Consider the following 22,895-nt stretch of genomic DNA (forward strand, 5'->3'; position numbering starts at 1 on the left):
GCAATATAATGAAACTGCCTACTTTTTTTATTGTTGCCGTCTTACTGGGGTGTAGCGGCTTTGCCAGCAGCCAGGCCAAACAACAGGAGATTATCCGGATCAGAAAGATCTTCCAGCAAATCAATACCGATACTGCGCTCCGGCATATTACCCTGGATGCAGAAAAATTCACCACTGAAATAACAGATGGTGGCGCGAGTCTTACGGGTTGGTTTAAAAATAATAGTCTGCAAAAAATAGCCCGGTACATGGGCATCTCCACGGGTATCAGTATCCTGGAATATTATTTCAAAGATGATGTACTCATCTTTGTGTATGAAGAATTTAATACTTACCGGTACGACGAAAAAAAGAAAGCGCCTGATTATTACAAAACAGAACAAACCTTTCAGGGCCGGTATTACTTCCGCCACAACCAGTTGATTGATTATATCACGACAGGACACAACCGCTTTGAAGACGATGCACTGGACCCCGAAAAAATTCTCTCGGAAGAAGCCTATAAATATCAGCAACTGCTGAAGAGCCACTGGCGGAAGCCATAAAAAAACCACCGGTATACCGGTGGTTCAGACGTTTGAAACGTCAACAGATATTTTTAACGGAGCGACCCGGTTAAGCGATATTAACCGATGGTGTCCATGTACTTTCTGTAGATAGCATGAATACCTCCTTTTCTTTGATGAGCAATTAAGTTACAAAAATTATCTGGTTATTCATTCCCCCACATAAAATTAACAAACACCGCATCTCCTTTATTCATCGGAGATACGTACTGGTGAAGTATTCCAGCTCACTCCTTTTAAATTACCATGGTTGAATATTATTTTACCTAATATATATCCTACTATATCTTTGTGCTGTCAGAACACTTTAACCAACGCATAAATGAGCACAAACCTGTAACACCAGATAGTATACCTACATCCTGTTCAACACCCATATAAAAGGATTTGTCGTACTACAACTGTAGCCATACTGTTATCATTCTATACCGGAAGCTGAGTCCCGCAGTCATGAATGTTCCTGATTTACCTGCATAGGTAGCTGTTTGCTGCTGCCCTGCCGCACCGGATGCTATACAATGAAACAATTTTCGCCACATGCTGGTGCAGGCCCTCGTTTGCCCTTATGTATCCATTATTACTTAAAAATAAACGATCAAAGATGAAAAGAATTATTGTTTTAGCAGCACTGGCAACCCTGGCATTCTCCTGCAAAAAAGACAAAGAAGAAACCGGCTGTTACGAGTGTACACTGACTTCCAAAACCAATGGTATTGATATGGGAGCATCTTCCACCACCACCCATTGCGACCTGACAGAGTCTCAGAAAAATGACATGGAAAGAAGTGGCACTACTACCACCACAATTAATGAGGGTGGCGTGAACATCACCATGGAAACAAAAGTGAGCTGCAAGAAAAAATAATCACCTTTTTTGATGGCGCATGATTTGTATAAGCGGGTGATTTTTTCATCGGTGGACAGCGGATCATGCGTCGTTTTTGTATTACAACCGGGTTCTGAACTTTACAGCCTGACGGCCCGAAACCTCCAGCAGCTGCCCGTTTTGCAGGGTTAGTTGTAACCGCCCGCCTGCGAGCGGATGCACGCGGGTAATAAAATCGATATTCACCAGCTGGGTTCTGTTGATCCGGAAGAAAAAATGTATATCCAGTTTTTCCTCCAGTAAATTGAGCGAAGTTTTGAGATACGTTTTTTTATCCTGAAAATACAACCGGGCGTAATTACCAACCGACTCCGCGAGGTAGATGTCGCCGATACGAATATAATAGCTGTACGTTCCTTCCCGGATGAAAATGCGGCGGTTCATGGAAAGCGTTTGCTGTTGCTCCGTTTTATGCATTAGTTTTTCCCGGACTTTCTCCAATGCCTTTTCCAGCCGCTCTTCCCGGATAGGTTTCATCAGATAGTCCAGTGCGTTACAATCAAAAGCCTGTACTGCATACTGATGATAAGCCGTTGTAAAAATCACTTCCGGCACTGTTTCCAAAGCTGCCAGCAATGCAAAGCCGTCTTTTTCCGGCAACTGAATATCTAAAAAAACCAGGTCTGGTTTTTTCGTGCGGATCAGTTCACAGGCATCATCCGCATGTTGTGCTTCTCCGACGACAGTTATATCCGGATACATCTGCAGCGCTCTTTTCATTTCTTCGCGGGCCGCTCTTTCATCGTCCACGATGATCACCTGTATCGGGTTCATATCGCCGGAATTAAGATGGTGGCCAATACGGTTTCCTCCGGCAGCGCTTCCAGACTAAAGGTAGCCAGGCCGTTGTACTGCAGCTGCAGTCGTTCAGACAGGTTGCGGATACCCAGGCCGGTGTTGTTTTTATCCGGTGTTAATGTACCGGGCTGTTGTACCCGGATAGTGATACAGGCAACTGTTTTTTCCATACTGATCATAATGGCTCCACCCTCCTTCCGTTTGGCGATACCATGTTTAATGGCATTTTCCACCAGGATATGTATACTCATGGGAGGTATCAGGCAAGGTAACACTGTGTCGGCAATCTGCCACTGATAATGCAGGCGGTTTTCAAACCGGAGTTTTTCCAGTTCCAGGTAATCCTTTACCAGACTGATTTCCTGGCTGACAGGTACCAGTTTGTCGCTGGTCTCATACAACGCACTACGCAGCAGATCCGATAACAGGTCTATCGCGCGCCGTGCGGATGACGGATTTTCGGCTATCAGTGATTTAATGTTGTTCAGGGAATTAAAAAAGAAATGTGGATTCAGCTGTGCTTCCAGCCGGCTTAACTGGGCTTCCCGGGCAATGATGGTCAACCGGGCATTTTCCCGGGCCATCCTGATTTCCCGGCGGCTGTACTGATACAGGTGATAGGCCAGTACCCAGATTGCCATCATACGCAGTCCGGCTATAAACGGAATCCAGGCATGTTGCCAGAGGTAGGCAACAAATGATCCGGTATCATCTGGCCGGAAATACAAGCCTACCAGGTAAAAGCGAATGTTTACCGTTAGCATGAATGCCAATGCCAGCAGGCATATTGCCGGAATAAGCCGTTTGACCAGTGCTGCCGGCAACAGGGTATCCCATTGATGTTGCCGGGCATAATGCCGGTAGGCATGGGTAAGGAGTATATTCACCGCTACATCTGCCACAAAATGAAACAGCGCCAGGTCCAGCCGGAAATACGGCGTTACCCGGAAGGCGTCCAGCTCCCAGTAGATCGCTGCCACTGACCATCCTATCAGCTGGCATTGCCAGTACCAGGAAAGTCGTTTATGTTTTTGTTGCTGCATGTAATTTCAGATAACCTTACAAAATAACAGGTTCTGATGCACATTAAAAAACACAGGTACACGAGCGCTGTTATCCGGGGATAAGCGCCAGCGTAAATGGCGATCTGTCTTATGCTACAGGTGAGGTATAACGGGTATTCAGCAGCTGATAGGTTTGTTCGTGGTGATCCCGTTTTTCGGCAGCCTCCAGGATGTGTTCAAAGTGATACTTTTCCAGCAGGCGCCTGGATCGTTGGTTATCGACCCGCGGATAGGCCATGATAGCGGCCGGACGTAACTGTGTCAATCCGTATTCCAGTACTACGCCGAAAGCTTCCTGCATGATACCCTGACCATGATAGTCAGGGAGCAGTTCATAGCCGATTTCAATAATGGTTTGATCCGGTGAAAAATTCCAGTAACAGATAGAGCCAATGGCCTCCTGACTATCCTTTAAAGTAATCATCCAATACAGCCATTGGTTAGCTGCCACCCCTTTAATAATCCGGGTAATAAAAACAGCTGCCTGTTCGGCATTAATTTCAGCCGGCCGGTCGAGATAGCGGTTTACCTGCTTATCGGAGCGGATTATTTGTATCACGGCCGCATCTGTTGCCAGTGGCTTTCTCAACAACAAACGCGGGGTGGTGAGTACCGGAAAATCAGTAAAATCAAACGGAGGCATGGTTTAAAATACATCTTTTATAAGCGGCAACAGGACCAGTAAGCCTGCACCCATACTGCGATAAAAAACTACGTGGTTGTACAGGTATGTGTCATAACCGGAACAGGGGCTGTACCGGCTATGCATACCAGCTAAAAAATATCCGGAAATAGCCAACGAGTCATCAATTGTTGCTCACCGCTTCCTTATTGTATTTATTCCGGTATTCAATGGGAGATAATCCGGTAATTCTTTTGAATGTACCTCTGAATGATTTGGTATCAGAATAGCCTACATCATACATCAGTTCATTGATATTTTTGCGGCCGGTTTCCAATCCTTTTTTGGCGGCTTCCATTTTTACGCGCTGGATATATTCCGTCACGGTATTACAGGTGGCTTTTTTGAAGCGGCGTTCGAGGCTTCTGCGGCCCAGTGCCAGCATACTGGCCAGCTGGTCTACCGTTATTTTCTCATGGAAGTTTTTCTCTATAAATTCCTGCGCCTGTTTTACCGGTTCATCTTCATGCGATTTCTGGCCCTGGAACATAATAAACGGCGATTGACTGATACGGTCAATATCGATCATAAATGCCTTGGAAGTCAGGATGGCAATATCGCGGCCGGCATACTTTTCAATCAGGTACAACAGCAGGTTGAGATAAGAGTAGGCACCACCACTGGTGAAGATACCATCTTCTTCCGTCATGATCTTGTCGTCTACCAACAGGGCATTGGGGAATGCATTTCTGAATTCATTGGCCAGCCGCCAGTGGGTAGCACATTGCTTGCCGTCCAGCAGGCCGGTTGCCGCCAGGAAAAAGGTGCCGATACAGAAGCTGGCTACTTCCGCACCATTTTCGTATTGTGTAGTGATCCAGGGCAGCAGTTCCTGATTGAGGTCCATGGCTACCACCGGGTCGCCCATTAAAGCCGGGATAATGATCAGATCTGTTTTTTCCAGCTCACTGATCAGGATATCCGGTTTAACGGTAAATAGTCCGTTGCGCTGGCTGGTTTCTTTCGAAAGTCCTACCAGCTGGATCTTAAACAGGGGATCTCTGCCTTGCATGGCCATAAAGTTATTCACTTCAGATAGTATCTGATGGGTGCCTTCAATGTTGGTTAAACTGGTATGCCCGCGGGGCACAAGAATTGAGACGTGTTTCATATGATAAAGTTAAAAAACTATTGTCGCCGTTTTCTTTGATACAATATCCGGTCTGCGGTGCGCTATTTTCAGGAATGACCAATCGCTTACACGAGTACTTGTTGAAAAGGACGCTTTAATTCTTCTGGGGGAAATGATCACGATACCGGTATTATTGCTAATGGTTATAATGGCCTTGCGGCATTGGCAGCAGCTGGTAGTCATGTGCCTACCGGGCAGCTGGTTATAAAGATAGGAAAAACAACTATTAAATTTTCTTTCTCTTGATCGGAAAAATGTACGGGCTGATATTTCCACTCCCTACTCACTGACACCTCAGATGATCATCTGATGCAGTCTCGCCTGATCCCCCCAAGACAATTACCGGCAGGAGGCGTCTCAATCCTTCACCTGTTGGGCCCTCTGCAGTTTTATATTGTCTATATTCACCTAACCCCGTCATCTTAATATCAATATGTTAATAAAAATGGATTAACAAATACTGCTAAATAATTCTCTTATCTTTTTATAAAGAAGATAACCAATAGCTGTTTTGAAACACCTAAAAAAGAATTTATGCCGTACTCTCCTTTATTAGTAAAACCCTTCCGGGAAGAATTAACCGATGCCGGTGTCCGGGAATTGATTACACCAGAAGATGTAGATAAAGTCATGGGCCAGCAAACCGGTACCACCCTGGTCGTGATTAACAGCGTTTGCGGATGTGCAGCAGGAACGGCGCGCCCAGGCATCCAAAAGGCGTTGGAACATACAAAAAAACCAGATCAGACAGTCAGTGTTTTCGCCGGACAGGACCTGGAAGCTACTGCCAGGATACGTAGCTATTTTCCGGATATTCCCCCATCCTCGCCGGCCTTTGCTTTTTTCAAGGATGGTGAACTGGTGTACTTTATCCCCAAACACCGCATTGAAAGCCGGGACGCCAACGCAATTGCCAATGACTTAATCGCTGCCTTTGATGAATTCTGTTAAGGGAGCACGAGCCATTGCATGTTCAAAAACACCTGCATGCTGCACCTTCGTCTTAACACCATATTCAACGAATGCTGCTAAATCATGCGCTCATCTTTTTATACAATAAGTAACCAACACTATTTTGAAACACCTAAAAAAAAATTATGCCGTATTCTCCTTTATTAGTAAAACCCATGCGGGAAGAATTAACTGAGATTGGTGTACAGGAACTGCTGACACCAGAAGAGGTAGATAAAATCATGGACCAGAAAACCGGTACCACCCTGGTTGTTATTAACAGCGTTTGCGGATCTGCTGCAGGCATGGCGCGGCCAGGTGTGCGAATCGCACTGGAACATACTAAAAAACCAGACCGGCTGGTCAGTGTTTTCGCCGGACAGGATCTGGAAGCTACCGCGAAGATGCGTGGCTACTTTCCGGATATTCCGCCTTCCTCACCTTCCATTGCGCTGTTCAAGGATGGTGAAATAGTAGCATTTGTGCCCCGGCACAGGATTGAAGGTCGCGATGCCCGTTCCGTAGCCGGTGACCTGATCGCCACCTTTGATGAATATTGTTAAATGATCCCGGCCAGCCTGTAACGTTCTTTCGTTGACAACATATTTACAGGCTGGCTTTTTATGGCTTACCCGCTGCACACCAGTGCATCCCGCAAATCTGATCGTTTCTCCACTTATGCCTATTTCCGGCTCCCTGCTACTTCTTTATACACGGCCACCTCAAAAAACAGGTAACAACATCTATTAGGGTCAATGATACAGGATGATTATTTTTGCTGCTTCACGTACTGTTTCATCATGGATAAATATTTATTTACCTCTCCCCGCCTGGGATTCAGGCACTGGCAAGACAGCGACACCCTTCCCTTTACTGCCATGGGCCAGGATGCTGCCGTCATGCAATACTTTCCGCAATTAATGACTGCCGAAGCTACCGCTGCACTGATAATGCGCATCCAAACGCATTTCCGGGAAAAGGGTTATGGATTGTATGCAACCGATCTACTGAGCACGGGTACATTCATCGGATTCATTGGTTTTTCTACACCTTCCTTCCCCACCGATTTTACTCCCTGCACAGAAATAGGCTGGCGGCTACAATCCGCTGTATGGGGTCAGGGACTGGCCACCGAAGGGGCACGGGCCTGCCTGGAATATGGATTCCGCCATTTTCATTTTCCGGCAATCTATTCCTTCACGGCTGTACAAAACCAACGTTCCGAAAAAGTCATGCAGAAAATTGGTATGCACCAGGTAGGCCTGTTTGATCATCCCTTAGTCGCAGCTGATAGTTCCCTGCAAAAACATGTGTTGTATAAAATAACCCAGTCGGATATCATCTCTTTACAGCACCTATAACTACACCATAGCGCAACCCGTGCAGCTAAAAAACAGATAGCCGTAACCGTTATACCCAACGAAGTAACCGGCTTTAGGGGTGAACAGGCATTTATAAACTGCTGCAACAGCTATCTGAAAAACAGCAGAAAAAGGTCATCTGCCAATCAGCAAACCATCGCTGACAACATCTCCATAAAACCATGTCCCTCCATACCAGAAAAGGTTTTAACATCTCCTCAAAAAATATTTTTTGACATATGTAGTCAACTACGTAGTTTTGTACCATAAATAGAAAATCATGCAAACAGTTCCAGTTATCAACAGTATTGGCAACCAATATTCCCGGGAAGTGATTGACATTATTCTTCCTATACAGCAACAGGAATTCAACATTCCCATTACGCTGGAAGATCAGCCAGACCTGCTGGATATCGAAAACAACTATCATCGCACAGGTGGCGGCTTCTGGGGTGCCAGCGTCAACGGTGAACTGGTGGGTACCATTGCCCTCATCTCCCTCGGACACCAGGCAGGCGCTGTCCGCAAAATGTTTGTCAGGAAAGCATTCCGCGGCAAAGAATTCGGTATTGCCCAACAACTACTCCAGCACCTTATCGCCCATAGCCAGCAGACCGGCATCACGGATCTCTACCTGGGAACGGTAGACAAACTGGCGGCAGCCGTACGTTTTTATGAACGTAATCATTTTCAGCAGATCGCTAAAGCAGACCTGCCTGGCTACTTCCCCATTATGAGTGCAGATAATGTTTTCTATCATTTACAGCTGAAAGCGGAAAACGTATGACAAACGTAATCGATGAATCGGGTCTGCTGGCCATTGCCACGCGGTTACAAAGACTGGCAGACCAGATCCGCAAAGACGGACTGCTGATTTACCAGGCCAATAACATTGACTTTGAACCGAAATGGTTTCCGGTCATCTATACCCTGCATAAGAAAAACATACTGAGCGTAGTGGAAATTGCGGCGGAAATAGGTTACACCCACCCCTCCACTATCAGCCTGCTACGGGAGCTGGAAAAACAAAAACTGATCCGGTCCAGAAAAGATAAAACGGATGAACGTAAACGGTTGATACTCCTCACGGAAAAAGGCAACGCGCTCGTTGCGCAGATGCAACCGGTATGGGACAGAATGGTGGCCGCCCTCACGGCCATTACCGACACCCGGAACAACCTGATGAAAGCCATTGATGAAGTGGAAAAACAAATGAAGCAGCAAAGCTTCTTTGAGCGGGAACGACAACTAGGTGAAAGCCATTAATACCTGCATCCACACAAAAATGATACTTTTGTCCCCGGAACGGTTCGAGAAATGCCCGTTGTCTTCATGAAAAAAAAGTACTATCGCCACCGCCTCCTTTTTGGGCTGATGGCTGTCATTAGCGCCTGTAGTCAACCTGCTGCTTCCATTGTGCATAAATGGCAGCCGGTAAAGTTTACCTATACCATTTACGCAGACAACGCACAAAAAGAAGAAAAAACCGACACCCACTTTACGCCGGTGGATGTGATGGACTTCAAAGCAGATGGTACCATCGACGATGGCGGGCAACGTTATGAAGCCTACCGCCTCTCCCCGGATAACAAAAACATCACGCTGGTGGAAACCAACGGCGCCACCCGGGAGTTCCAGATAAAAACGCTGACCAACCAGCAACTCATCCTTCAAAAGGAAGACACCACCACCTCCCGCCAGGTACTCATAAAGATGGTGATGGAGATTCACTTCAAGCAGGCGGACAAATAAACGTTAAGGTAACACCGGCAGTATAATACCAGAGCTACGGCGGTCGTCGTGATAGATACGGATCGTGGACCGCCGGAAATCACTTTCCTTTGCTTCATAGATATTCAGGAACTGCTGCGGATTCCTGTCTGCCAGCGGAAACCAGCTGCTTTGTATCTGTATCATGATGCGATGCCCTTTTTGAAAAGTATGCGCCACATCCGGCAATCGAAACTTCACCGGCGTTACCTTACCCGGTACAAACGCTTCGGGCACTGTAAGGCTGTTCCTGAACTTTCCCCTCAGGATTTCGCCCCGCACCAGCATCTGGTAACCACCCATCGGATAAGGGCCGCCGGCATTGCGGGTTTTATTGGGCGGAGGCGCATCGGCATAACGAAAATCATCCGGGAAAACATCGATCAGCTTCACCACAAAATCGGCATCCGTTCCGGAAATACTCACCAGCAGATCCGCCAGCACCGGGCCACTCAGGGTTACGGCAGCCGACAGCGGCGGCGTTTCAAAAGTGAGTACATCGTTTCTGCGGGCAGCAAAGCGCTGATCATCGGTCATATAATCGCGGGTACGTACATAATGTACATCGCCCGTATAGGGTACCGGACGCGCCGGATCGCTGATATATTCGCTGAATGCCTGTACAGGTTTCACCGGCTTATGCCAGTCCAGCTGCCCACCAGGTTGCAGGTACAACGCCTTGCTCGCGGTAGCAGCGGGCGGCCACTGCGCAAAATGATGCCATTGATTTTCGCCGGTAAAAAATACTGTGGCTTCTGCCAGTGTATCCAGGCTACCTTTATCTTTCAGGTAGTAATTGAAAAAAGGGACTTCTATATTTTGCTGATACCAGGCAGCTGTATTGGCTGCAAACTGTACATGTCCTAAACGGGTGCCATCGTTAGCCGCCCACTGGCCATGATACCAGGGCCCAATCACCAGCTTGTTAAAATGCGTAGCGCCTTTTTGCTGTTCTATGGCCTTGTACAGGTTCCACGCGCCGTAACAATCCTCTGCATCAAAGAGCCCCCCTACCACCAGTACTGCCGGCGCTATACGCTGTACATGCCTGCGGGCATCCCGTGCCTGCCACCAGTCGTCATAATGCGGATGCGCCACCAGGTCTTTCCAGAAGGCGATACTGTCGCCCGTTAATCGGGTAAAGTTTTTCACGGGGCCGATTTGCAGAAAGGTCTGGTAGTTATCGGCCATCGGAATTTTCAGCGCCGGCACCGGTGGCACCGCTGTGGGCGCCGGATGCGGATAACCAAATCCTTTCATAAAAAAACCAAAACAGTCCATCAGAAACAAGGCGCCGTTGTGATGGAAATCATCTCCCTGAAACCAATCTGTTACCGGCGCCTGCGGACTCACCGCCTTCAATGCCGGATGCCCGCTGAGTGCGGCCATGGTTGCATAGAATCCGGGATAGGAAATCCCGAATACGCCTACCTTTCCATTATTTCCCGGTACGTGGTGCACCAGCCAGTCAATCGTGTCATAGGCATCGCTGGCCTCATCGATGTCGGTACCTTTTTTATCCGGATTAAAGGGCCGTACATTCACAAATGCGCCTTCACTCATCCAGCGGCCGCGTACATCCTGTATAACAATGATATAACCCTCCCGGACATACGCAGACCAATAGCAGTTCCACAGGTCCGGTGTAAAATGGTCTGCTCCGTACGGCGCACAGGAATAAGGAGTACGGGTGAGCAGTACCGGATGCGCCGTGATTGTGTCTTTGGGCCGGTAGATCGTGGTAAATAAACCTACTCCGTCCCGCATGGTGATATACTTTTCTTCCTTCCGGTAGTTTTCTTTTATCCATAAAGAATCCCCGCTTTGCTGCGCATGTGCCGTAAAAAATACGGCCATGCACAGCAAACTAAAAACCAGTCGCTTCATGCTTGCTTTTTTTATGATCTCATTACGATCGTTTTATGGGTTCTGCGGAAAATTGACAGGGTCGTTGTGAATATCAATTTCGCTTTGCGGAATAGCAAACAATAGCCGGTTGGTGGTGAGTACCGGTGTTGCCAAACCATATTCCTGTTGCAGGTGTGCCTGCATAATTGTCAATCCTTTCTGATAGCGGATGAGATCAAACCAGCGGTTATTTTCAAAAGCCAGTTCCACACGTCTTTCGCGGAAAATGGCATCCCGGAAGCTGGTCTGATCCGGCAAATCCACGGCCTTTTTCTCACCAATATCTGCCCGGCGGCGTACCTGGTTGAGGTAATCGAAGGCAGGGCCGCCGGCGCTATAACCTTGTTCGTTCAGGGCTTCTGCAGCCAGTAACAACACATCGGCATAACGCAAGATCGGGAAGCTGCTGCCGGCATCGTTGGTAGCTGCCGGCGCATCGAGGTATTTCTTTACGTAGTTGCCTCGTTGTACCGTAGTTGCGTTGGCATAAGAGGTCGTATCCAGTGAGGCTGCCAGACGCTTGTCGCCGGCTTCATAGGCTTTCACCAGATCTTTTGTAGGCCTGTTGTTATTACTACCGCCATAGCTGATGCCATTGAAATAAAAATTCACGGGTACCATATCAGAGAAGTAGGTATTGCCTTCCGAAGGACTTAATCCTTTTTTAAACCGTACCGCAAAAAGCGTTTCTGCATTCACCACATTGGCAGGCGTATACAGCGCGGCATATTCCGGTAACAGGGAAGCATTGTTCAATACTTTGTTCAGCACCGTTGTAGCAGCCGCCCATTTCTTTTCTGTTACCAGTACTTTTCCCAGCAGGCCATTGGCGGCCAGGGCGGTTGCACGCCCATAGTCGTTACCGTTAGTATAGGCAGCAGGCAGCAAGGTGGCCGCAGTTTGCAGATCCTGCTCTATGCGGGCATATACTTCCGTTACTTCATTGCGTTTGTCGTTGAGCGATTCACTGGTGGTTTCCGTTTTGATCACCAGGGGTACTTTCCCGTATAGTCTTACCAGGTCGAAATACACCAACGCTCTCAGGAAGAGCGCTTCTCCCTTGAATTGTTTTTTATCGTTGTCGGGTATCGCAGCCCCATCTACCTGATCCAACACGGCATTGGCCCGGGAGATCGTCACATAGGAGCCGGCGTATACATCCGTCAGGAAAGGATTGGTGGTGATTTCGGTAAAGAGATCTATCTGCGAAGCAATACCAGCATTGGCGCCCCGGTCAAATATATCTGTATTGTCGCTGCGGATCTCCATCAGGTAGTAACTGGATTTACCATAGGTACGGTTACTTTGTAAGCCGTCGTATATCGCATTCACTCCTTGCTGGAAATCAGCAGATGTTTTAAAGAAGGTGCTGGTGGTTTGATTCGACACTGGTGGCAGGTCGATAAAACTTTTACTGCAGGAAACCAGCGCAGCAGCAATCGTGAGTATGGTGGTGGTAACAGATAGTTTCATGGTAGCCGGTTTTAGAAAGTAAGGTTTAATCCCGCTGTAAATGTCCGGGGTAAAGGATAAGTACCGTAATCTTCTCCCTGTGACAACGGACTGTCAGGCCGGGCGTTTACTTCCGGATTATAGCCGGTATAACGCGTCCAGGTGTAGATATTTTGTCCGGATACATAGATACGCAGCCCGTTGATTTTATTGCGGACTACTTTCGGATCGATGGTGTAGCCGATGGTGAGGTTACGCAATCTGACAAAAGAACCGTCTTCCACGTGGAAGGAACTGATCTGTGCACTGTTGGCATTGGTCACCCGATTGGCTCTCATGGCATTGCCATCACCTGGGTCGGTGGGCGACTTCCAGTAGCTCATTACTTCCGCCATCTGATTGCCGTTACCTTCCGCGTTGAAGAGGAAGCGACGTTGCAGATTGAGGATTTCATTGCCCTGTACCGCCTGCAGGGATACCGTGAGGTCGAAGTTTTTGTAGCGGAATTCGTTGGTCAGCCCCCAGATAAAATCCGGGAAGTAGCTGCCGATGGTAGTTCTGTCGTTCGCATCTATCTTACCATCCTCTTTCACATCTACAAACCGGCGGTCGCCGGGTTTGGCAGTAGGATAATGCGGGTATCCTTTCACCTCTTCCGCATCGCGGAAGACACCCCCGTTTACATAGCCGTAGTAGCTGCCAATAGGCGCGCCTACCTGGGTAATATATAGCTGGGAAATAGTACCGTTACCACCATCAGAGATAATCGGCGCATTGGTACTACCCAATTGTAATACTTTGTTTTTGTTGGCGGAAATATTGAAGCTGGTATTCCATACCAACGCACCGGTGAGGTTACGGGAGGTTACCCCAAATTCAAATCCGCTGTTCTGTACTTTACCTACATTCTTCAAAGCAGTGCCGAATCCGGAGCTCAGCGGCACCGGTACATTGAGTAATAAGTCGGAAGTAGTGGCCCGGTAGTAGTCGGCGCTGAGATAGATCCGGTTGGAGAGCAGGCCAATGTCGATACCGGCATTGAGTTGCACGGTTTTCTCCCAGGTCAGGTCCGGATTCCCGGGCTGTGTTACCCCTACGCCATTCACAGCGGTACCTGTGCCTGGCCCGAGTACATAGTTATTGGAGGCCATCAGGTCGTAGGCGCCGTAGTTGGCGATCTGGAAGTTACCGCTGCTACCGTAGCTGATCCTGGCTTTCAGTTCAGAAATAAAGGGCACCTTAAAGAAGCCTTCATTACTGATGAGCCATCCGGCGGAAACAGCCGGGAAATAGCCCCACTTGTTGTGGGCGCCAAAACGGGAGGAACCGTCGCTGCGGATGCTACCGGACAGAAAGTATTTATCGGCAAAACTGTAGTTCACGCGGCCCAGGTAAGACAGCAAAGACCACTGCGACTCCGAAGAAGTGCCGCTGGTAATAGTGGCAGCGTTGATAGTTCTTACGGCATCATTGGGAAATCCGGTTCCCAATGTTTCGCTCGCGCGGGTATTATTTTTCTGAGAGGTATATCCTGCCAGCACATCGAATTTATGCCGGGAGCCGATTTCGAACTGGTAGTTCAGGGTATTTTCCCAGATCCAGTTGACTGCCAGGGCAGTTTGTGCCGATCCTTTAGGGATGGTAGGCGCCGCCTGTTGTACCGGTTTGTAGCTACCCAATGTGGAAGGGCGGAAAAAATTGCGGCTGAAATGATTGATATCTGCGGCAAAGAAGGTTTTAAACTTCAGGCCTTTGATGATTTCATATTCACCATATACACTACCCAGGTTGCGGATATGATCCATTTTATCGTAGATCTGCGAAGCCAGTGCTACCGGGTTTTCTCCGCCGGAATAGCCATAGGCCCAGGTATTTTGTTTGTTGGTGGCAAAGGTGCCATCTGCATTATATACCGGGAAAATGGGAGATGCTTTCAGGGCATTACTGAGGATACCGTCGAAGGTCCAGGGGCCTTCACTGTTCACCAGGTCGTAGTGGTCTACCGTAGGATTAACGGTCACGCCTACCTTGAGTTTTGGTGTCAGCGCTGCTGTGAGGTTGGCCCGCAGCCCATATCTTTTATAGCCGGAGTTAATGATCACACCTTGCTGATCGAAATAATTTCCGGAGATGTAGTACTGGAATTTGTCGTTGCCACCGGCAGCAGACAGGGTATGATTTTGTACCGGCGCATTGCGGAACAGCGCGTCCTGCCAGTCGGTATTCGTCAGGCCGGGCTGTCCTTGCAGATAAGGCAGGATTTCCGGGGGTAGCTGATAGTTAGCGTTACCACGGGTGGCATTATCATCCGTGATTTTTGCACCGGGTACATTGTCGAGGTAGGCGGTGTTTTTAGCATCGAAGGTGAGTTTCGCCCATTGATAGGCGTCCAGCATTTTTATTTTTTTGCTGACCTGCTGAAAGCCGGCATACATATTATAGGAGAAAGCGGGCGGGCCGGATATTTTACCTTTTTTGGTGGTAATCAGCACCACGCCATTAGCGGCGCGGGAGCCATAGATGGCCGAGGCAGCCGCATCTTTCAGCACATCGATACTGGCAATATCATCGCTGTTGAGGGTGCTCAACGGGTCTGGCGCTTTCTGAAAAGAAGCCTGGCCTGTGATGTTCACCACATCGGTGCTTCCCTGCAGGTTTTTCAGGTCGTTGGAAAGCGGAATACCATCTATTACATAGAGTGGATCGGTACCGGCGGAAATGGAGTTCAGGCCGCGGATACGGATACTGATACTACCACCGGGGGCACCGCTGTTCTGAATAACCTGTACACCGGGCAGTTTACCCGCAATGGCCTGGCCAAAGCTGGTCACTGGCTGATCTTTCAGGTCAGCAGCACGGATAGACGTTACGGCACCTGTAATAGCCTGCCGCCGCTGTATACCGTAACCGACTACCACTACCTGGTTCAGGGCGGAAGTAGCTTCCTGGAGTACAATGGTTAGTTGCAGGGGTTTGCCGGCCTGGATGACTTGTCCGGCCAGCTGTCTTGTTTCAAAGCCAATCGCCGTAAAACGAAAAGTATACGGGCCGCCGGCTGGTAATCCGGTAAAAGTGAAGATGCCCGCTCCATTGGATTGGGCGGCGGTTTCCACGCCGGTGTTACTGTTGCGGGCGATGACGGAGATGCCCGGCAATACTTCTTTGCGTTCGTTTTGCACGATACCGGTCACGCTTACACTTTTTTCCTGTGCCCATACTGTTAAAGGCAACCATAAAGCCAGCATAAAAAAAGCACGTAACCATTTTTTCTTACACGTGCGTGCGTAAATAAGATACATAGGTAACTTTGGTTTAATAAACTACATAGCCACTCCGGCGGATCTATACCGCGTGAACAGGGAAGACTATACGAAAAGCCGGTTAATAAAATTTAATGATGTACTCCGGGACCTGCGCGAACAGATTTTATTTATTTAGAGATTCAGGTTGAACGGGTGATCACAGTTGCTATAGTTTCCTTTCATGCAGACCCGTTGTTTTATAAAGATAAAATTAATAACAACTTTTTAGTCTACCAAATTAATAGACTAAATAAATCAACAATGCGTGCGGCAGGACCGCAGCAAATATACAAGGTATCTGTATAGGAAAGACAAGGGGACATCGCTTCCCGGAGGGATTGTTACTATATGGCTGCTGCCCGCAGCCATAAAAAAAGGTTTACGCCGCGGTAATGGTCCGGCAGCGTAAACCTTTCATGTAAGGCATTTATACTATTTACGGGTATAGAGGAGGATATCTTCCTCTCCCGGCTCGATTTCGTTCAGGGGTTCTTCCCATCCCTGCGGCAGCGGAAAAATGGTATGCAGGCTACCCATCAGTTCCAGCCATCCGCTCATCTCATCCGACACTTCCACGCCTTCTCCCCTGTCTACATTAAACACCAGGAAAGTCACCTCTCCGGGATATGCATATACTTTATATCCTGAGATACCGGTTACATCTTTCCAGCGTACGACTGTATCGATGCCTTCATCATATTTTACAGAGAGTTTCTGTTCGTCAAAAAGTATGTCCATGCCGCAAAGGTATTATTTTTTTTAATGCCCGAAGCAGCAGCAAAGGGCAGCTGCAGCAGCGCTGTCCTATAACAGGAATGGATATACGTTTTATATATTTATGATAATGATTGCGAGAAGTGATGAGCCGTAATCGTATAGCCATGGTTCAGGTATAGACGGTGGGCAGTGGTGCGTTGATGGCCCGAATCCAGCGTTACCTTCTGCACCCCTGCCTCAGCAGCCAGTGCTTTAATATGCCGCAGCAACACCGACGCATAGCCTTTTCCCTGATAGGCCGGTAAGGTTACCAGGTCATCAATATAAATAATCCTGCCATTGACCAGGTTATGTATGTAACGATAACCGGCGCAGGTCACCACTTTGGTGTCATCTTCATCTGCAGTGAGATAAATCAGGTGAAAACCTTCTTCCGCCATTTCTTTCAGCTGGGCTACCAGGCGATCCGGAGAGATATGCGGACGCAGGTGTAAGAGGGTTTCACTGCAGGCTTGCCGGGATGCATCGTCCAGGGCTGTTTTAACGATTCTCATGTTATGGGTTTGTATCGTGATCAAAAAAACGCTTGTTTTTTTCTTCAAAATTAATTCCATCAGGACTATCTTAGTAGTCCACATTACAATTAGTGAATAGTCCAGATGTTACCTTTTCAAACACTCCTGCAACCCGATAAGCAGCTGAAACAACACGTTTACCAGCAGATTGCCGGCCGCCTGATTAACCTGATCCAGGAAGGCATCCTGCAGCCCGGTAGCTATCTGCCCGGCAGCCGGGTTATGGCCGATCTATTACAGCTGCACCGCAAAACCGTGATCGCGGCCTATGAAGAGTTACTGAGCCAGGACTGGATTGTGGCCATCCCCCGCAAGGGCATGATGGTAGCCACCAATCTGCCGCTGATGAAGCCCAGGAGCTATCAACCGGCCGTATCGCCCTATGCACAAACGCCCGGCTTCCGGTTCAATACGCAGATTCCTTCGCTGCCAGCGCAGGTAGCGCCCACCAAAACCCGGTTGGTTGTCAATGATGGGGCACCTGACGTCAGACTGGCTCCCCTGGAAGAATGGATAAAGGCCTGCCGGAGCATTATCCAAAGTCCGCAATACCCCAAGCGCCTGACACAGGGGCCTACGGCAGGCAGTGAAAACCTGCGGCAGGAAACCATCCGGTATCTCAGCCACACCAGAGGCCTCCGGCTGGACCTGCAGAATATACTGATCACCAGAGGTGCGCAGATGGCCATTTACCTCGCCGCTTCTTTGCTGGTGAAGAAAGGAGACGCCGTGATTGTAGCCTCGCCCAATTACTTTTATGCAGACCAGTGTTTTGAGCAACTGGGTGCGCAACTCCTGCGGGTACCGGCAGACCAGGATGGCATTGATACAGATGCGGTGGAACAATTATGCCGCACCCGTAAGATCCGTTGTCTGTATATTATCAGTCACCACCACCACCCTACCACAGTCACGCTCAGTGCAGTGCGCCGTATGAAACTGTTACAGCTGATACGCACCTATCAGCTGGCCGTTATAGAAGATGACTATGATTACGACTACCACTACCCCACGGCCCCCATACTGCCGCTGGCCAGTGCAGACCATGGCGGTCATGTCATCTATATCGGCTCCATGACCAAATCGCTGGGCCTATCTATCCGTATCGGGTATATGATTGCGCCGGCAGCCTTCATTGAAGCTGCCACGGCTTTGCGTCGCCTGATGGACCTGCGTGGCGATAACCTGTCGGAAGAAGCCCTCGCCTTATTGCTGGCCGATGGGACGATTGAACGACACCTTAAAAAGTCCAACAAGATTTATCATGAAAGGCGGGATCTGTTATGCCGGCTATTGACAGCTAAATTAGGAGATGCCGTAGATTTTGTACCGCCGAATGGCGGCATGGCGTTATGGCTGCCCTTCCACCGCCGCCACCCACTGCCGGTACTGGCAACTAAAGCAGCCGCACAGGGCGTGGCCATCAGTGATGGCGCTCATTACAATTACGGTGGCCTGTCGTTGAATGCCCTGCGTTTCGGATTTGCCTCGCTTAATCCCAAAGAGATCACCACTGTGGTGAATATACTGGCAGGTATCTTACAAACGTGAAAGGCTACACGCCGTTAAGAAGTGAGCCGGAAGCTGATGCGGAATAAGCCTGTAGCGCCGGCATCGTTATCGGAGGCCAGGTGTAATATCCAGGAATCAGCTGTGATGGATTCCACACAGATGCCTTCTATTTTCTGTTGTTTCAATACCTCACTGACAGCGCCTAAAGCCACGTATCCGTCGCAGGTAAGTGCCCGGTGGTGCAGCCGGGTACTGACATTCGTTATCCAGGCAATATAACTATCTCCGATTTCCCCGTCGTCATAGGCATTGGCCGTGGCTTCCACCGATACCGCCAGTAACAGCAGGTCGTGCTGTGCCACGTAACACAGTTCCGATATGCCGGTAAACAGCGGGGTATCTTTAATACCGGTATCCACCGCTATCATGGTCAACGATATGGGTGCTGCCGTTGTTTCTATGTCCGGTACCGTCACCAGCAGGTGATTGGTACGATGGGTATCGTTGCCCCGGTTGGCCCACACCAGTTTATCACCAATGATCGTAGCCCCTTCTATATTCAGTTCCGTTAACCCGGCCTGTTGTAATGCCGGTATCAGCGGATTGGGATAAAAGAGCGGGGTGCCAGCGTTGGATAACGGGATGGAGATGAGTTGTTCCCGTTGCGGGGTGGCCGCGGAACCAATCAGCAATAAAGTAGTTACACCTTCCCATTCCCGTATCACAGCCGCTTCCAGGTCGGCCTTCTGCGCCTTGGGAATGCGGGGAACTGTTGTCTCAAAAAGCGGAATGCGGGCTATTTCCTGGTACTGGGTGTCCATTACCCGCACATAGGTGGCATCGTCGCCCACCAGGTAAAGTTTGTCCTGATGATATACTATAGCTGATCCGGAAGGAAAGTCCGGCAGCAAAGCTGTTTGCAATAAGGTTACGGTGGCTTGCATCTGATATGATTCCTGTAGTCTACAAATTAGATAATTACCGGCAGCTTTCACCGGTAATATTTTTCATATAGCGGTTACCGTTAACGGTTGATCGATAATACACGGCATTTCGTATATCAACCAAACAGGCTACCAGTTTCACCCTATTAAAATCTGATCTGGTCAAAATTATCAAAACTGAATCTGTTCTAGTATTATTTTTTGATAGAAATTTGCACCTGTATAATCACCGGCCGGTTGTACACCTACCATAAAAAAAATAAACAGACTATGCAATTTTTAAAAAGTACACCCGAAGATATTTCCGTTATTATGGAGCTTTATGAAGCTGCCACTGCTTATCAACATTTATATACCGACCGGGTGTGGAAAGGATTTGACCCGGCGATGATTGAAAGAGAAATAGCAGAAGGGCGGCAATGGAAAATCGTGATAGATCAGCAGGTAGCCTGTGTTTTTCTGATCACGGAAAGTGATCCGTACATCTGGCTGGAAATGAACGCCGACCCGGCAGTGTATATCCACCGGATCAGTACCAATCCTGCTTTCAGAGGCAACTCTTTCGTGAAGCATATTATTAACTGGGCGAAGGAATTTGCGCGGGAACAAAATAAACTGTTCATCAGAGTAGATACCGGCTGTCCCAATCCGAAACTGGAAGATTATTATCTCCGCTGTGGTTTTACCCCCAAAGGCATTACCCATGTAGGAGAAACAGACACGCTGCCGAAACATTACCAGAATAATGACTATGCGTTGTTTGAAATGAAAGTGGATGCGTAACCGGCAACTGAAAGGGCATCTGTATGTACCTGGATGCAGGCGCCCTTTGGGTTTATTCAGCATAGTAACCAGTCAGTTACATTAGATTTGATTTGCGAAACTTCCTTTATCTTCGGAAAAGATTACCTGTATTTTCGCAAACAATATTATATAAGGCATATGAACATCTGTCAGGTTAACAAAGCAGACTACCCACAGTTGCTCCAGGTATGGGAAGCATCTGTAAGAGCCACACATGATTTCCTAACGGAAACGGATATACAATACTTTAAACCGTTAATATTAAATACCTATTTTGATGCGGTCAGCTTATGCTGTACGAAAGATGAAACCGGACAGATTACCGGCTTTATGGGCACCGCGGATAACAAGGTAGAGATGTTATTTATTCATCCGGATACCCGGGGCAAAGGTGTGGGCAAAGCGTTGCTACGCCACGGCATCACACAGCTCCACATTACCGAAGTGGATGTAAATGAGCAGAACGAACAGGCGGTTGGATTTTACCGCCACATGGGGTTTCAGGTGGTACACCGCTCTCCGGTAGACGGCATGGGCAAACCGTTCCCGATATTATCCATGGTATTACAGCCGGCATAATACGGGCTGATACCTGCTTAACACGGGTACTACTACGGATGCAGTAACCCGTGTTTTATTACTTTCATTTATCCGTTACCGTTACCAGCAGTGGCGAATTATACATACTCACCGGAGAAATAATCATCTCCGATAACGGCAGCTTGCTACCATATACTTCCTGCATCTTCGCCTTTACTTCCGGTCTGCTGAGATCGAAATCCTTCAGGGGTTGTAAGGCCCCTATTTCCAATCCTGTAGCCGCTTTATAGATCTTCCATACCAATTCTGAACAATAAATCCGGTCGTCTGACCAGCCAAAATAAAAATCATAATTCTTGCCCTGGTACTTCGCGCCGGCTGTCTTCATTTTTTCCAGCACCGCCGGCGTGAGTACACTATCTGCCTGCCGAAGCCGACGGATCACATAGTGTTTATCTTTGCCCCGCGCAATCCACTCCTGCAGGGGCGTATATCGTACCGGTTGCAATGCTTCATATACATACCAGTTGCCTGCTTTCTTAAAAATAATACCGCAGTGACTATACTTAGAGTGCGTAGCCAGCTGAATAGCGGTACTCAGCGAAGATTGTGATACCTGGAATATAATATCTCCTTCGCGTATATCCGCTACCGTTTGCCGGCTCACTTCCGTTGTTGCACGCACGGGAACTCCCGCCGTTAAGGCGCCGGCGGTTAACCCTGCCAGCATCACCATCCACACTGCTTTGCTCCGTACAGACATATCCTGATTTTTTTTACAAATGTAATGGCTATCGGCCAGAGAAGTGCCGGCGATGGTGGCAAAATCCTGTTAAAACCCCTACAAGATTACTTTCCTCACTTTATTCTGCTACTTGTTGGTCACCACCTGTTTTTTTATATACCTTTGACCCCCCTTTTAAATTTCACGTCCATGCAACACTTCCCTGTTTCCAACTCCAACCTTTCTGCCAGCGCCCTGGCCACGTGGCTACAACATCAATATCAGCTCAGTGGTACTATACAATGCCGTATTATTAAAGCGGGTATCAATGATACTTACCTGGTTGATACCGGCAGCCACAAATATGTATTCCGGGTGTATAGCCTCCACTGGCGTACCCGCGCCGAGATCGAGGCAGAGCTGCAACTCTTGCTGTTCCTGCAGGAAAATCAGCTGTCGGTATCCTACCCCATTGCCGACCCGCAGCAACAATACCTGCAGGTGCTGCCCGCGCCGGAAGGCGACCGTTACGGCGTGTTGTTCTCCTATGCCGACGGCGAGAAGCTGCATCAATATGCCGATGAAGTACATTACCAGATAGGCGTGCTGATGGCACGGTTCCACCAGCTTACCCATCACCGGACATTAAACAGAGTTACCTATACACCGCAGTTGCTATTGGTGGATTCGCTCGAAAAGATCGGACAGTTTTTATCTGCCGGTACCGAAGAAATGCATTTTATGCAGGCCGCCCAACAATATCTGCTGGCGACACTCAACCAGGCCGATACGGCAGCCATCCGCCACGGAGGCGTACACCTGGATATCTGGTATGATAACCTGAACATTAATACCGCGCATCAGGTCACCCTTTTTGACTTCGACTTTTGCGGCAATGGCTGGCTATGTATAGATATTGCCTATTACCTGCTGCAGCTCAGTAACATGATTCGCGATGAGGCTACTTTCCAGGTCAAACAGGCTTGCTTCCTGGAAGGCTATACTTCCATTACATCCATCAGCGAGGAAGAAAAACGGTTGTTACCTGCCCTCGGCGTCAGTGTATATTTCTTTTATCTGGGGGTACAATGTGCGCGGTATGACAACTGGTCGAATTCCTTTTTAAGTGAAAGTTACCTGAAACGGTTCATCAACCAGCTGGTGAAGCGGTACTATGATCTTCATCAGCTGGGAACTCCATCATAAT

23 protein-coding genes are annotated in these 22,895 nt (G+C 48.4%); 12 read left to right on the forward strand and 11 right to left on the reverse strand.

All coding sequences use genetic code 11. The features are described from left to right. The first annotated feature begins 8 nt into the window (after positions 1 to 8). On the forward strand, positions 9 to 545 hold the full coding sequence (locus tag OL444_RS19985) for a hypothetical protein (RefSeq protein ID WP_264730297.1): 537 nt from the start codon (positions 9 to 11) through the stop codon (positions 543 to 545). A 622-nt stretch (positions 546 to 1,167) separates the two neighbouring features. Continuing rightward, positions 1,168 to 1,431, forward strand: coding sequence for a hypothetical protein (locus tag OL444_RS19990; RefSeq protein ID WP_264730296.1), 264 nt, complete (start codon positions 1,168 to 1,170; stop codon positions 1,429 to 1,431). 81 nt (positions 1,432 to 1,512) lie between these two features. Here OL444_RS19990 and OL444_RS19995 read toward each other — a convergent pair whose 3' ends face one another. The 4 genes from OL444_RS19995 to OL444_RS20010 all read right to left on the reverse strand — a co-directional run bounded on the left by OL444_RS19995 (position 1,513) and on the right by OL444_RS20010 (position 5,107). After that, positions 1,513 to 2,226 (reverse strand): LytR/AlgR family response regulator transcription factor, encoded by a 714-nt coding sequence (locus tag OL444_RS19995; protein WP_264730294.1) that lies wholly within the window; start codon positions 2,224 to 2,226, stop codon positions 1,513 to 1,515. After that, a complete protein-coding gene (locus tag OL444_RS20000; protein ID WP_264730292.1) occupies positions 2,223 to 3,293 on the reverse strand; it encodes a sensor histidine kinase in 1,071 nt (356 codons plus the stop codon). The genes OL444_RS19995 and OL444_RS20000 overlap by 4 nt, the downstream gene beginning before the upstream one ends. 109 nt (positions 3,294 to 3,402) lie before the next feature. Then, complete coding sequence (locus tag OL444_RS20005) at positions 3,403 to 3,957, reverse strand: GNAT family N-acetyltransferase (RefSeq protein WP_264730290.1); 555 nt, start codon at positions 3,955 to 3,957, stop codon at positions 3,403 to 3,405. 163 nt (positions 3,958 to 4,120) lie between these two features. After that, positions 4,121 to 5,107 carry a GlxA family transcriptional regulator gene (locus OL444_RS20010; protein WP_264730289.1) on the reverse strand — a complete coding sequence of 329 codons (987 nt, stop codon included), beginning with the start codon at positions 5,105 to 5,107 and terminating at the stop codon, positions 4,121 to 4,123. A gap of 555 nt (positions 5,108 to 5,662) precedes the next feature. On the opposite strand from OL444_RS20010, the gene OL444_RS20015 reads away from it, so the two are divergent. The 6 genes from OL444_RS20015 (at position 5,663) to OL444_RS20040 (ending at position 9,192) form a co-directional block, all read left to right on the forward strand. After that, entirely contained in the window at positions 5,663 to 6,079 is a 417-nt protein-coding gene (locus tag OL444_RS20015) for a BrxA/BrxB family bacilliredoxin (protein WP_264730287.1), read from the forward strand. A gap of 146 nt (positions 6,080 to 6,225) precedes the next feature. Further along, positions 6,226 to 6,642 (forward strand): BrxA/BrxB family bacilliredoxin, encoded by a 417-nt coding sequence (locus tag OL444_RS20020; RefSeq protein WP_264730284.1) that lies wholly within the window; start codon positions 6,226 to 6,228, stop codon positions 6,640 to 6,642. A 237-nt stretch (positions 6,643 to 6,879) separates the two neighbouring features. Further along, a complete protein-coding gene (locus OL444_RS20025; RefSeq protein WP_264730283.1) occupies positions 6,880 to 7,440 on the forward strand; it encodes a GNAT family N-acetyltransferase in 561 nt (186 codons plus the stop codon). A gap of 280 nt (positions 7,441 to 7,720) precedes the next feature. Beyond that, positions 7,721 to 8,227, forward strand: a complete 507-nt coding sequence (locus OL444_RS20030) for a GNAT family N-acetyltransferase (protein ID WP_264730281.1) — start codon at positions 7,721 to 7,723, stop codon at positions 8,225 to 8,227. Continuing rightward, entirely contained in the window at positions 8,224 to 8,706 is a 483-nt protein-coding gene (locus OL444_RS20035; protein ID WP_264730279.1) for a MarR family winged helix-turn-helix transcriptional regulator, read from the forward strand. The genes OL444_RS20030 and OL444_RS20035 overlap by 4 nt, the downstream gene beginning before the upstream one ends. Before the next feature lie 66 nt (positions 8,707 to 8,772). Next, complete coding sequence (locus OL444_RS20040) at positions 8,773 to 9,192, forward strand: lipocalin-like domain-containing protein (RefSeq protein ID WP_264730278.1); 420 nt, start codon at positions 8,773 to 8,775, stop codon at positions 9,190 to 9,192. Positions 9,193 to 9,195: 3 nt separating this feature from the next. Here the strand turns inward: OL444_RS20040 and OL444_RS20045 are convergent, their stop codons facing one another. The 5 genes from OL444_RS20045 to OL444_RS20065 form a co-directional block, all read right to left on the reverse strand. After that, entirely contained in the window at positions 9,196 to 11,097 is a 1,902-nt protein-coding gene (locus tag OL444_RS20045; RefSeq protein ID WP_264730276.1) for a CocE/NonD family hydrolase, read from the reverse strand. Between the two features lie 33 nt (positions 11,098 to 11,130). Then, positions 11,131 to 12,591, reverse strand: a complete 1,461-nt coding sequence (locus OL444_RS20050) for a RagB/SusD family nutrient uptake outer membrane protein (protein WP_264730274.1) — start codon at positions 12,589 to 12,591, stop codon at positions 11,131 to 11,133. Positions 12,592 to 12,602: 11 nt separating this feature from the next. After that, positions 12,603 to 15,869, reverse strand: a complete 3,267-nt coding sequence (locus tag OL444_RS20055; RefSeq protein WP_264730272.1) for a SusC/RagA family TonB-linked outer membrane protein — start codon at positions 15,867 to 15,869, stop codon at positions 12,603 to 12,605. Positions 15,870 to 16,304: 435 nt separating this feature from the next. After that, positions 16,305 to 16,610: a hypothetical protein gene (locus tag OL444_RS20060; RefSeq protein WP_264730270.1), complete on the reverse strand. Its 306-nt coding sequence runs from the start codon at positions 16,608 to 16,610 to the stop codon at positions 16,305 to 16,307. A 98-nt stretch (positions 16,611 to 16,708) separates the two neighbouring features. Further along, positions 16,709 to 17,143 carry a GNAT family N-acetyltransferase gene (locus OL444_RS20065; protein WP_264730268.1) on the reverse strand — a complete coding sequence of 145 codons (435 nt, stop codon included), beginning with the start codon at positions 17,141 to 17,143 and terminating at the stop codon, positions 16,709 to 16,711. Between the two features lie 105 nt (positions 17,144 to 17,248). Between OL444_RS20065 and OL444_RS20070 the strand changes: the two genes are divergently transcribed. After that, positions 17,249 to 18,715 (forward strand): aminotransferase-like domain-containing protein, encoded by a 1,467-nt coding sequence (locus OL444_RS20070; protein ID WP_264730267.1) that lies wholly within the window; start codon positions 17,249 to 17,251, stop codon positions 18,713 to 18,715. A 14-nt stretch (positions 18,716 to 18,729) separates the two neighbouring features. Here OL444_RS20070 and OL444_RS20075 read toward each other — a convergent pair whose 3' ends face one another. Next, positions 18,730 to 19,620, reverse strand: coding sequence for a DUF6929 family protein (locus OL444_RS20075; protein ID WP_264730265.1), 891 nt, complete (start codon positions 19,618 to 19,620; stop codon positions 18,730 to 18,732). A gap of 270 nt (positions 19,621 to 19,890) precedes the next feature. On the opposite strand from OL444_RS20075, the gene OL444_RS20080 reads away from it, so the two are divergent. Continuing rightward, on the forward strand, positions 19,891 to 20,403 hold the full coding sequence (locus OL444_RS20080; protein ID WP_264730263.1) for a GNAT family N-acetyltransferase: 513 nt from the start codon (positions 19,891 to 19,893) through the stop codon (positions 20,401 to 20,403). Between the two features lie 159 nt (positions 20,404 to 20,562). Continuing rightward, positions 20,563 to 21,003 (forward strand): acetyltransferase, encoded by a 441-nt coding sequence (locus OL444_RS20085; RefSeq protein WP_264730260.1) that lies wholly within the window; start codon positions 20,563 to 20,565, stop codon positions 21,001 to 21,003. Between the two features lie 64 nt (positions 21,004 to 21,067). On the opposite strand, the gene OL444_RS20090 is transcribed toward OL444_RS20085, so the two are convergent. Beyond that, complete coding sequence (locus OL444_RS20090; RefSeq protein ID WP_264730259.1) at positions 21,068 to 21,727, reverse strand: YiiX family permuted papain-like enzyme; 660 nt, start codon at positions 21,725 to 21,727, stop codon at positions 21,068 to 21,070. Between the two features lie 171 nt (positions 21,728 to 21,898). Between OL444_RS20090 and OL444_RS20095 the strand changes: the two genes are divergently transcribed. Further along, positions 21,899 to 22,894, forward strand: a complete 996-nt coding sequence (locus OL444_RS20095; RefSeq protein WP_264730257.1) for a phosphotransferase — start codon at positions 21,899 to 21,901, stop codon at positions 22,892 to 22,894. The last annotated feature ends 1 nt before the right edge of the window (position 22,895 follow it).

The organism is Chitinophaga nivalis (assembly GCF_025989125.1).
Classification (GTDB): Bacteria; Bacteroidota; Bacteroidia; order Chitinophagales; family Chitinophagaceae; genus Chitinophaga; species Chitinophaga nivalis.

Coding starts and splice junctions, on each gene's coding strand:
- OL444_RS20025 (WP_264730283.1), top strand. CDS start 6,880: ATGGATAAATATTTATTTACCTCTCCCCGCCTGGGATTCAGGCACTGG.
- OL444_RS20060 (WP_264730270.1), bottom strand. CDS start 16,610: ATGGACATACTTTTTGACGAACAGAAACTCTCTGTAAAATATGATGAA.
- OL444_RS20085 (WP_264730260.1), top strand. CDS start 20,563: ATGAACATCTGTCAGGTTAACAAAGCAGACTACCCACAGTTGCTCCAG.
- OL444_RS20050 (WP_264730274.1), bottom strand. CDS start 12,591: ATGAAACTATCTGTTACCACCACCATACTCACGATTGCTGCTGCGCTG.
- OL444_RS20010 (WP_264730289.1), bottom strand. CDS start 5,107: ATGAAACACGTCTCAATTCTTGTGCCCCGCGGGCATACCAGTTTAACC.
- OL444_RS20070 (WP_264730267.1), top strand. CDS start 17,249: ATGTTACCTTTTCAAACACTCCTGCAACCCGATAAGCAGCTGAAACAA.
- OL444_RS19985 (WP_264730297.1), top strand. CDS start 9: ATGAAACTGCCTACTTTTTTTATTGTTGCCGTCTTACTGGGGTGTAGC.
- OL444_RS20065 (WP_264730268.1), bottom strand. CDS start 17,143: ATGAGAATCGTTAAAACAGCCCTGGACGATGCATCCCGGCAAGCCTGC.
- OL444_RS20095 (WP_264730257.1), top strand. CDS start 21,899: ATGCAACACTTCCCTGTTTCCAACTCCAACCTTTCTGCCAGCGCCCTG.
- OL444_RS20055 (WP_264730272.1), bottom strand. CDS start 15,869: ATGTATCTTATTTACGCACGCACGTGTAAGAAAAAATGGTTACGTGCT.
- OL444_RS20075 (WP_264730265.1), bottom strand. CDS start 19,620: ATGCAAGCCACCGTAACCTTATTGCAAACAGCTTTGCTGCCGGACTTT.
- OL444_RS19990 (WP_264730296.1), top strand. CDS start 1,168: ATGAAAAGAATTATTGTTTTAGCAGCACTGGCAACCCTGGCATTCTCC.
- OL444_RS20090 (WP_264730259.1), bottom strand. CDS start 21,727: ATGTCTGTACGGAGCAAAGCAGTGTGGATGGTGATGCTGGCAGGGTTA.
- OL444_RS20030 (WP_264730281.1), top strand. CDS start 7,721: ATGCAAACAGTTCCAGTTATCAACAGTATTGGCAACCAATATTCCCGG.
- OL444_RS20045 (WP_264730276.1), bottom strand. CDS start 11,097: ATGAAGCGACTGGTTTTTAGTTTGCTGTGCATGGCCGTATTTTTTACG.
- OL444_RS20040 (WP_264730278.1), top strand. CDS start 8,773: ATGAAAAAAAAGTACTATCGCCACCGCCTCCTTTTTGGGCTGATGGCT.
- OL444_RS20015 (WP_264730287.1), top strand. CDS start 5,663: ATGCCGTACTCTCCTTTATTAGTAAAACCCTTCCGGGAAGAATTAACC.
- OL444_RS20035 (WP_264730279.1), top strand. CDS start 8,224: ATGACAAACGTAATCGATGAATCGGGTCTGCTGGCCATTGCCACGCGG.
- OL444_RS20080 (WP_264730263.1), top strand. CDS start 19,891: ATGCAATTTTTAAAAAGTACACCCGAAGATATTTCCGTTATTATGGAG.
- OL444_RS20020 (WP_264730284.1), top strand. CDS start 6,226: ATGCCGTATTCTCCTTTATTAGTAAAACCCATGCGGGAAGAATTAACT.
- OL444_RS20000 (WP_264730292.1), bottom strand. CDS start 3,293: ATGCAGCAACAAAAACATAAACGACTTTCCTGGTACTGGCAATGCCAG.
- OL444_RS19995 (WP_264730294.1), bottom strand. CDS start 2,226: ATGAACCCGATACAGGTGATCATCGTGGACGATGAAAGAGCGGCCCGC.
- OL444_RS20005 (WP_264730290.1), bottom strand. CDS start 3,957: ATGCCTCCGTTTGATTTTACTGATTTTCCGGTACTCACCACCCCGCGT.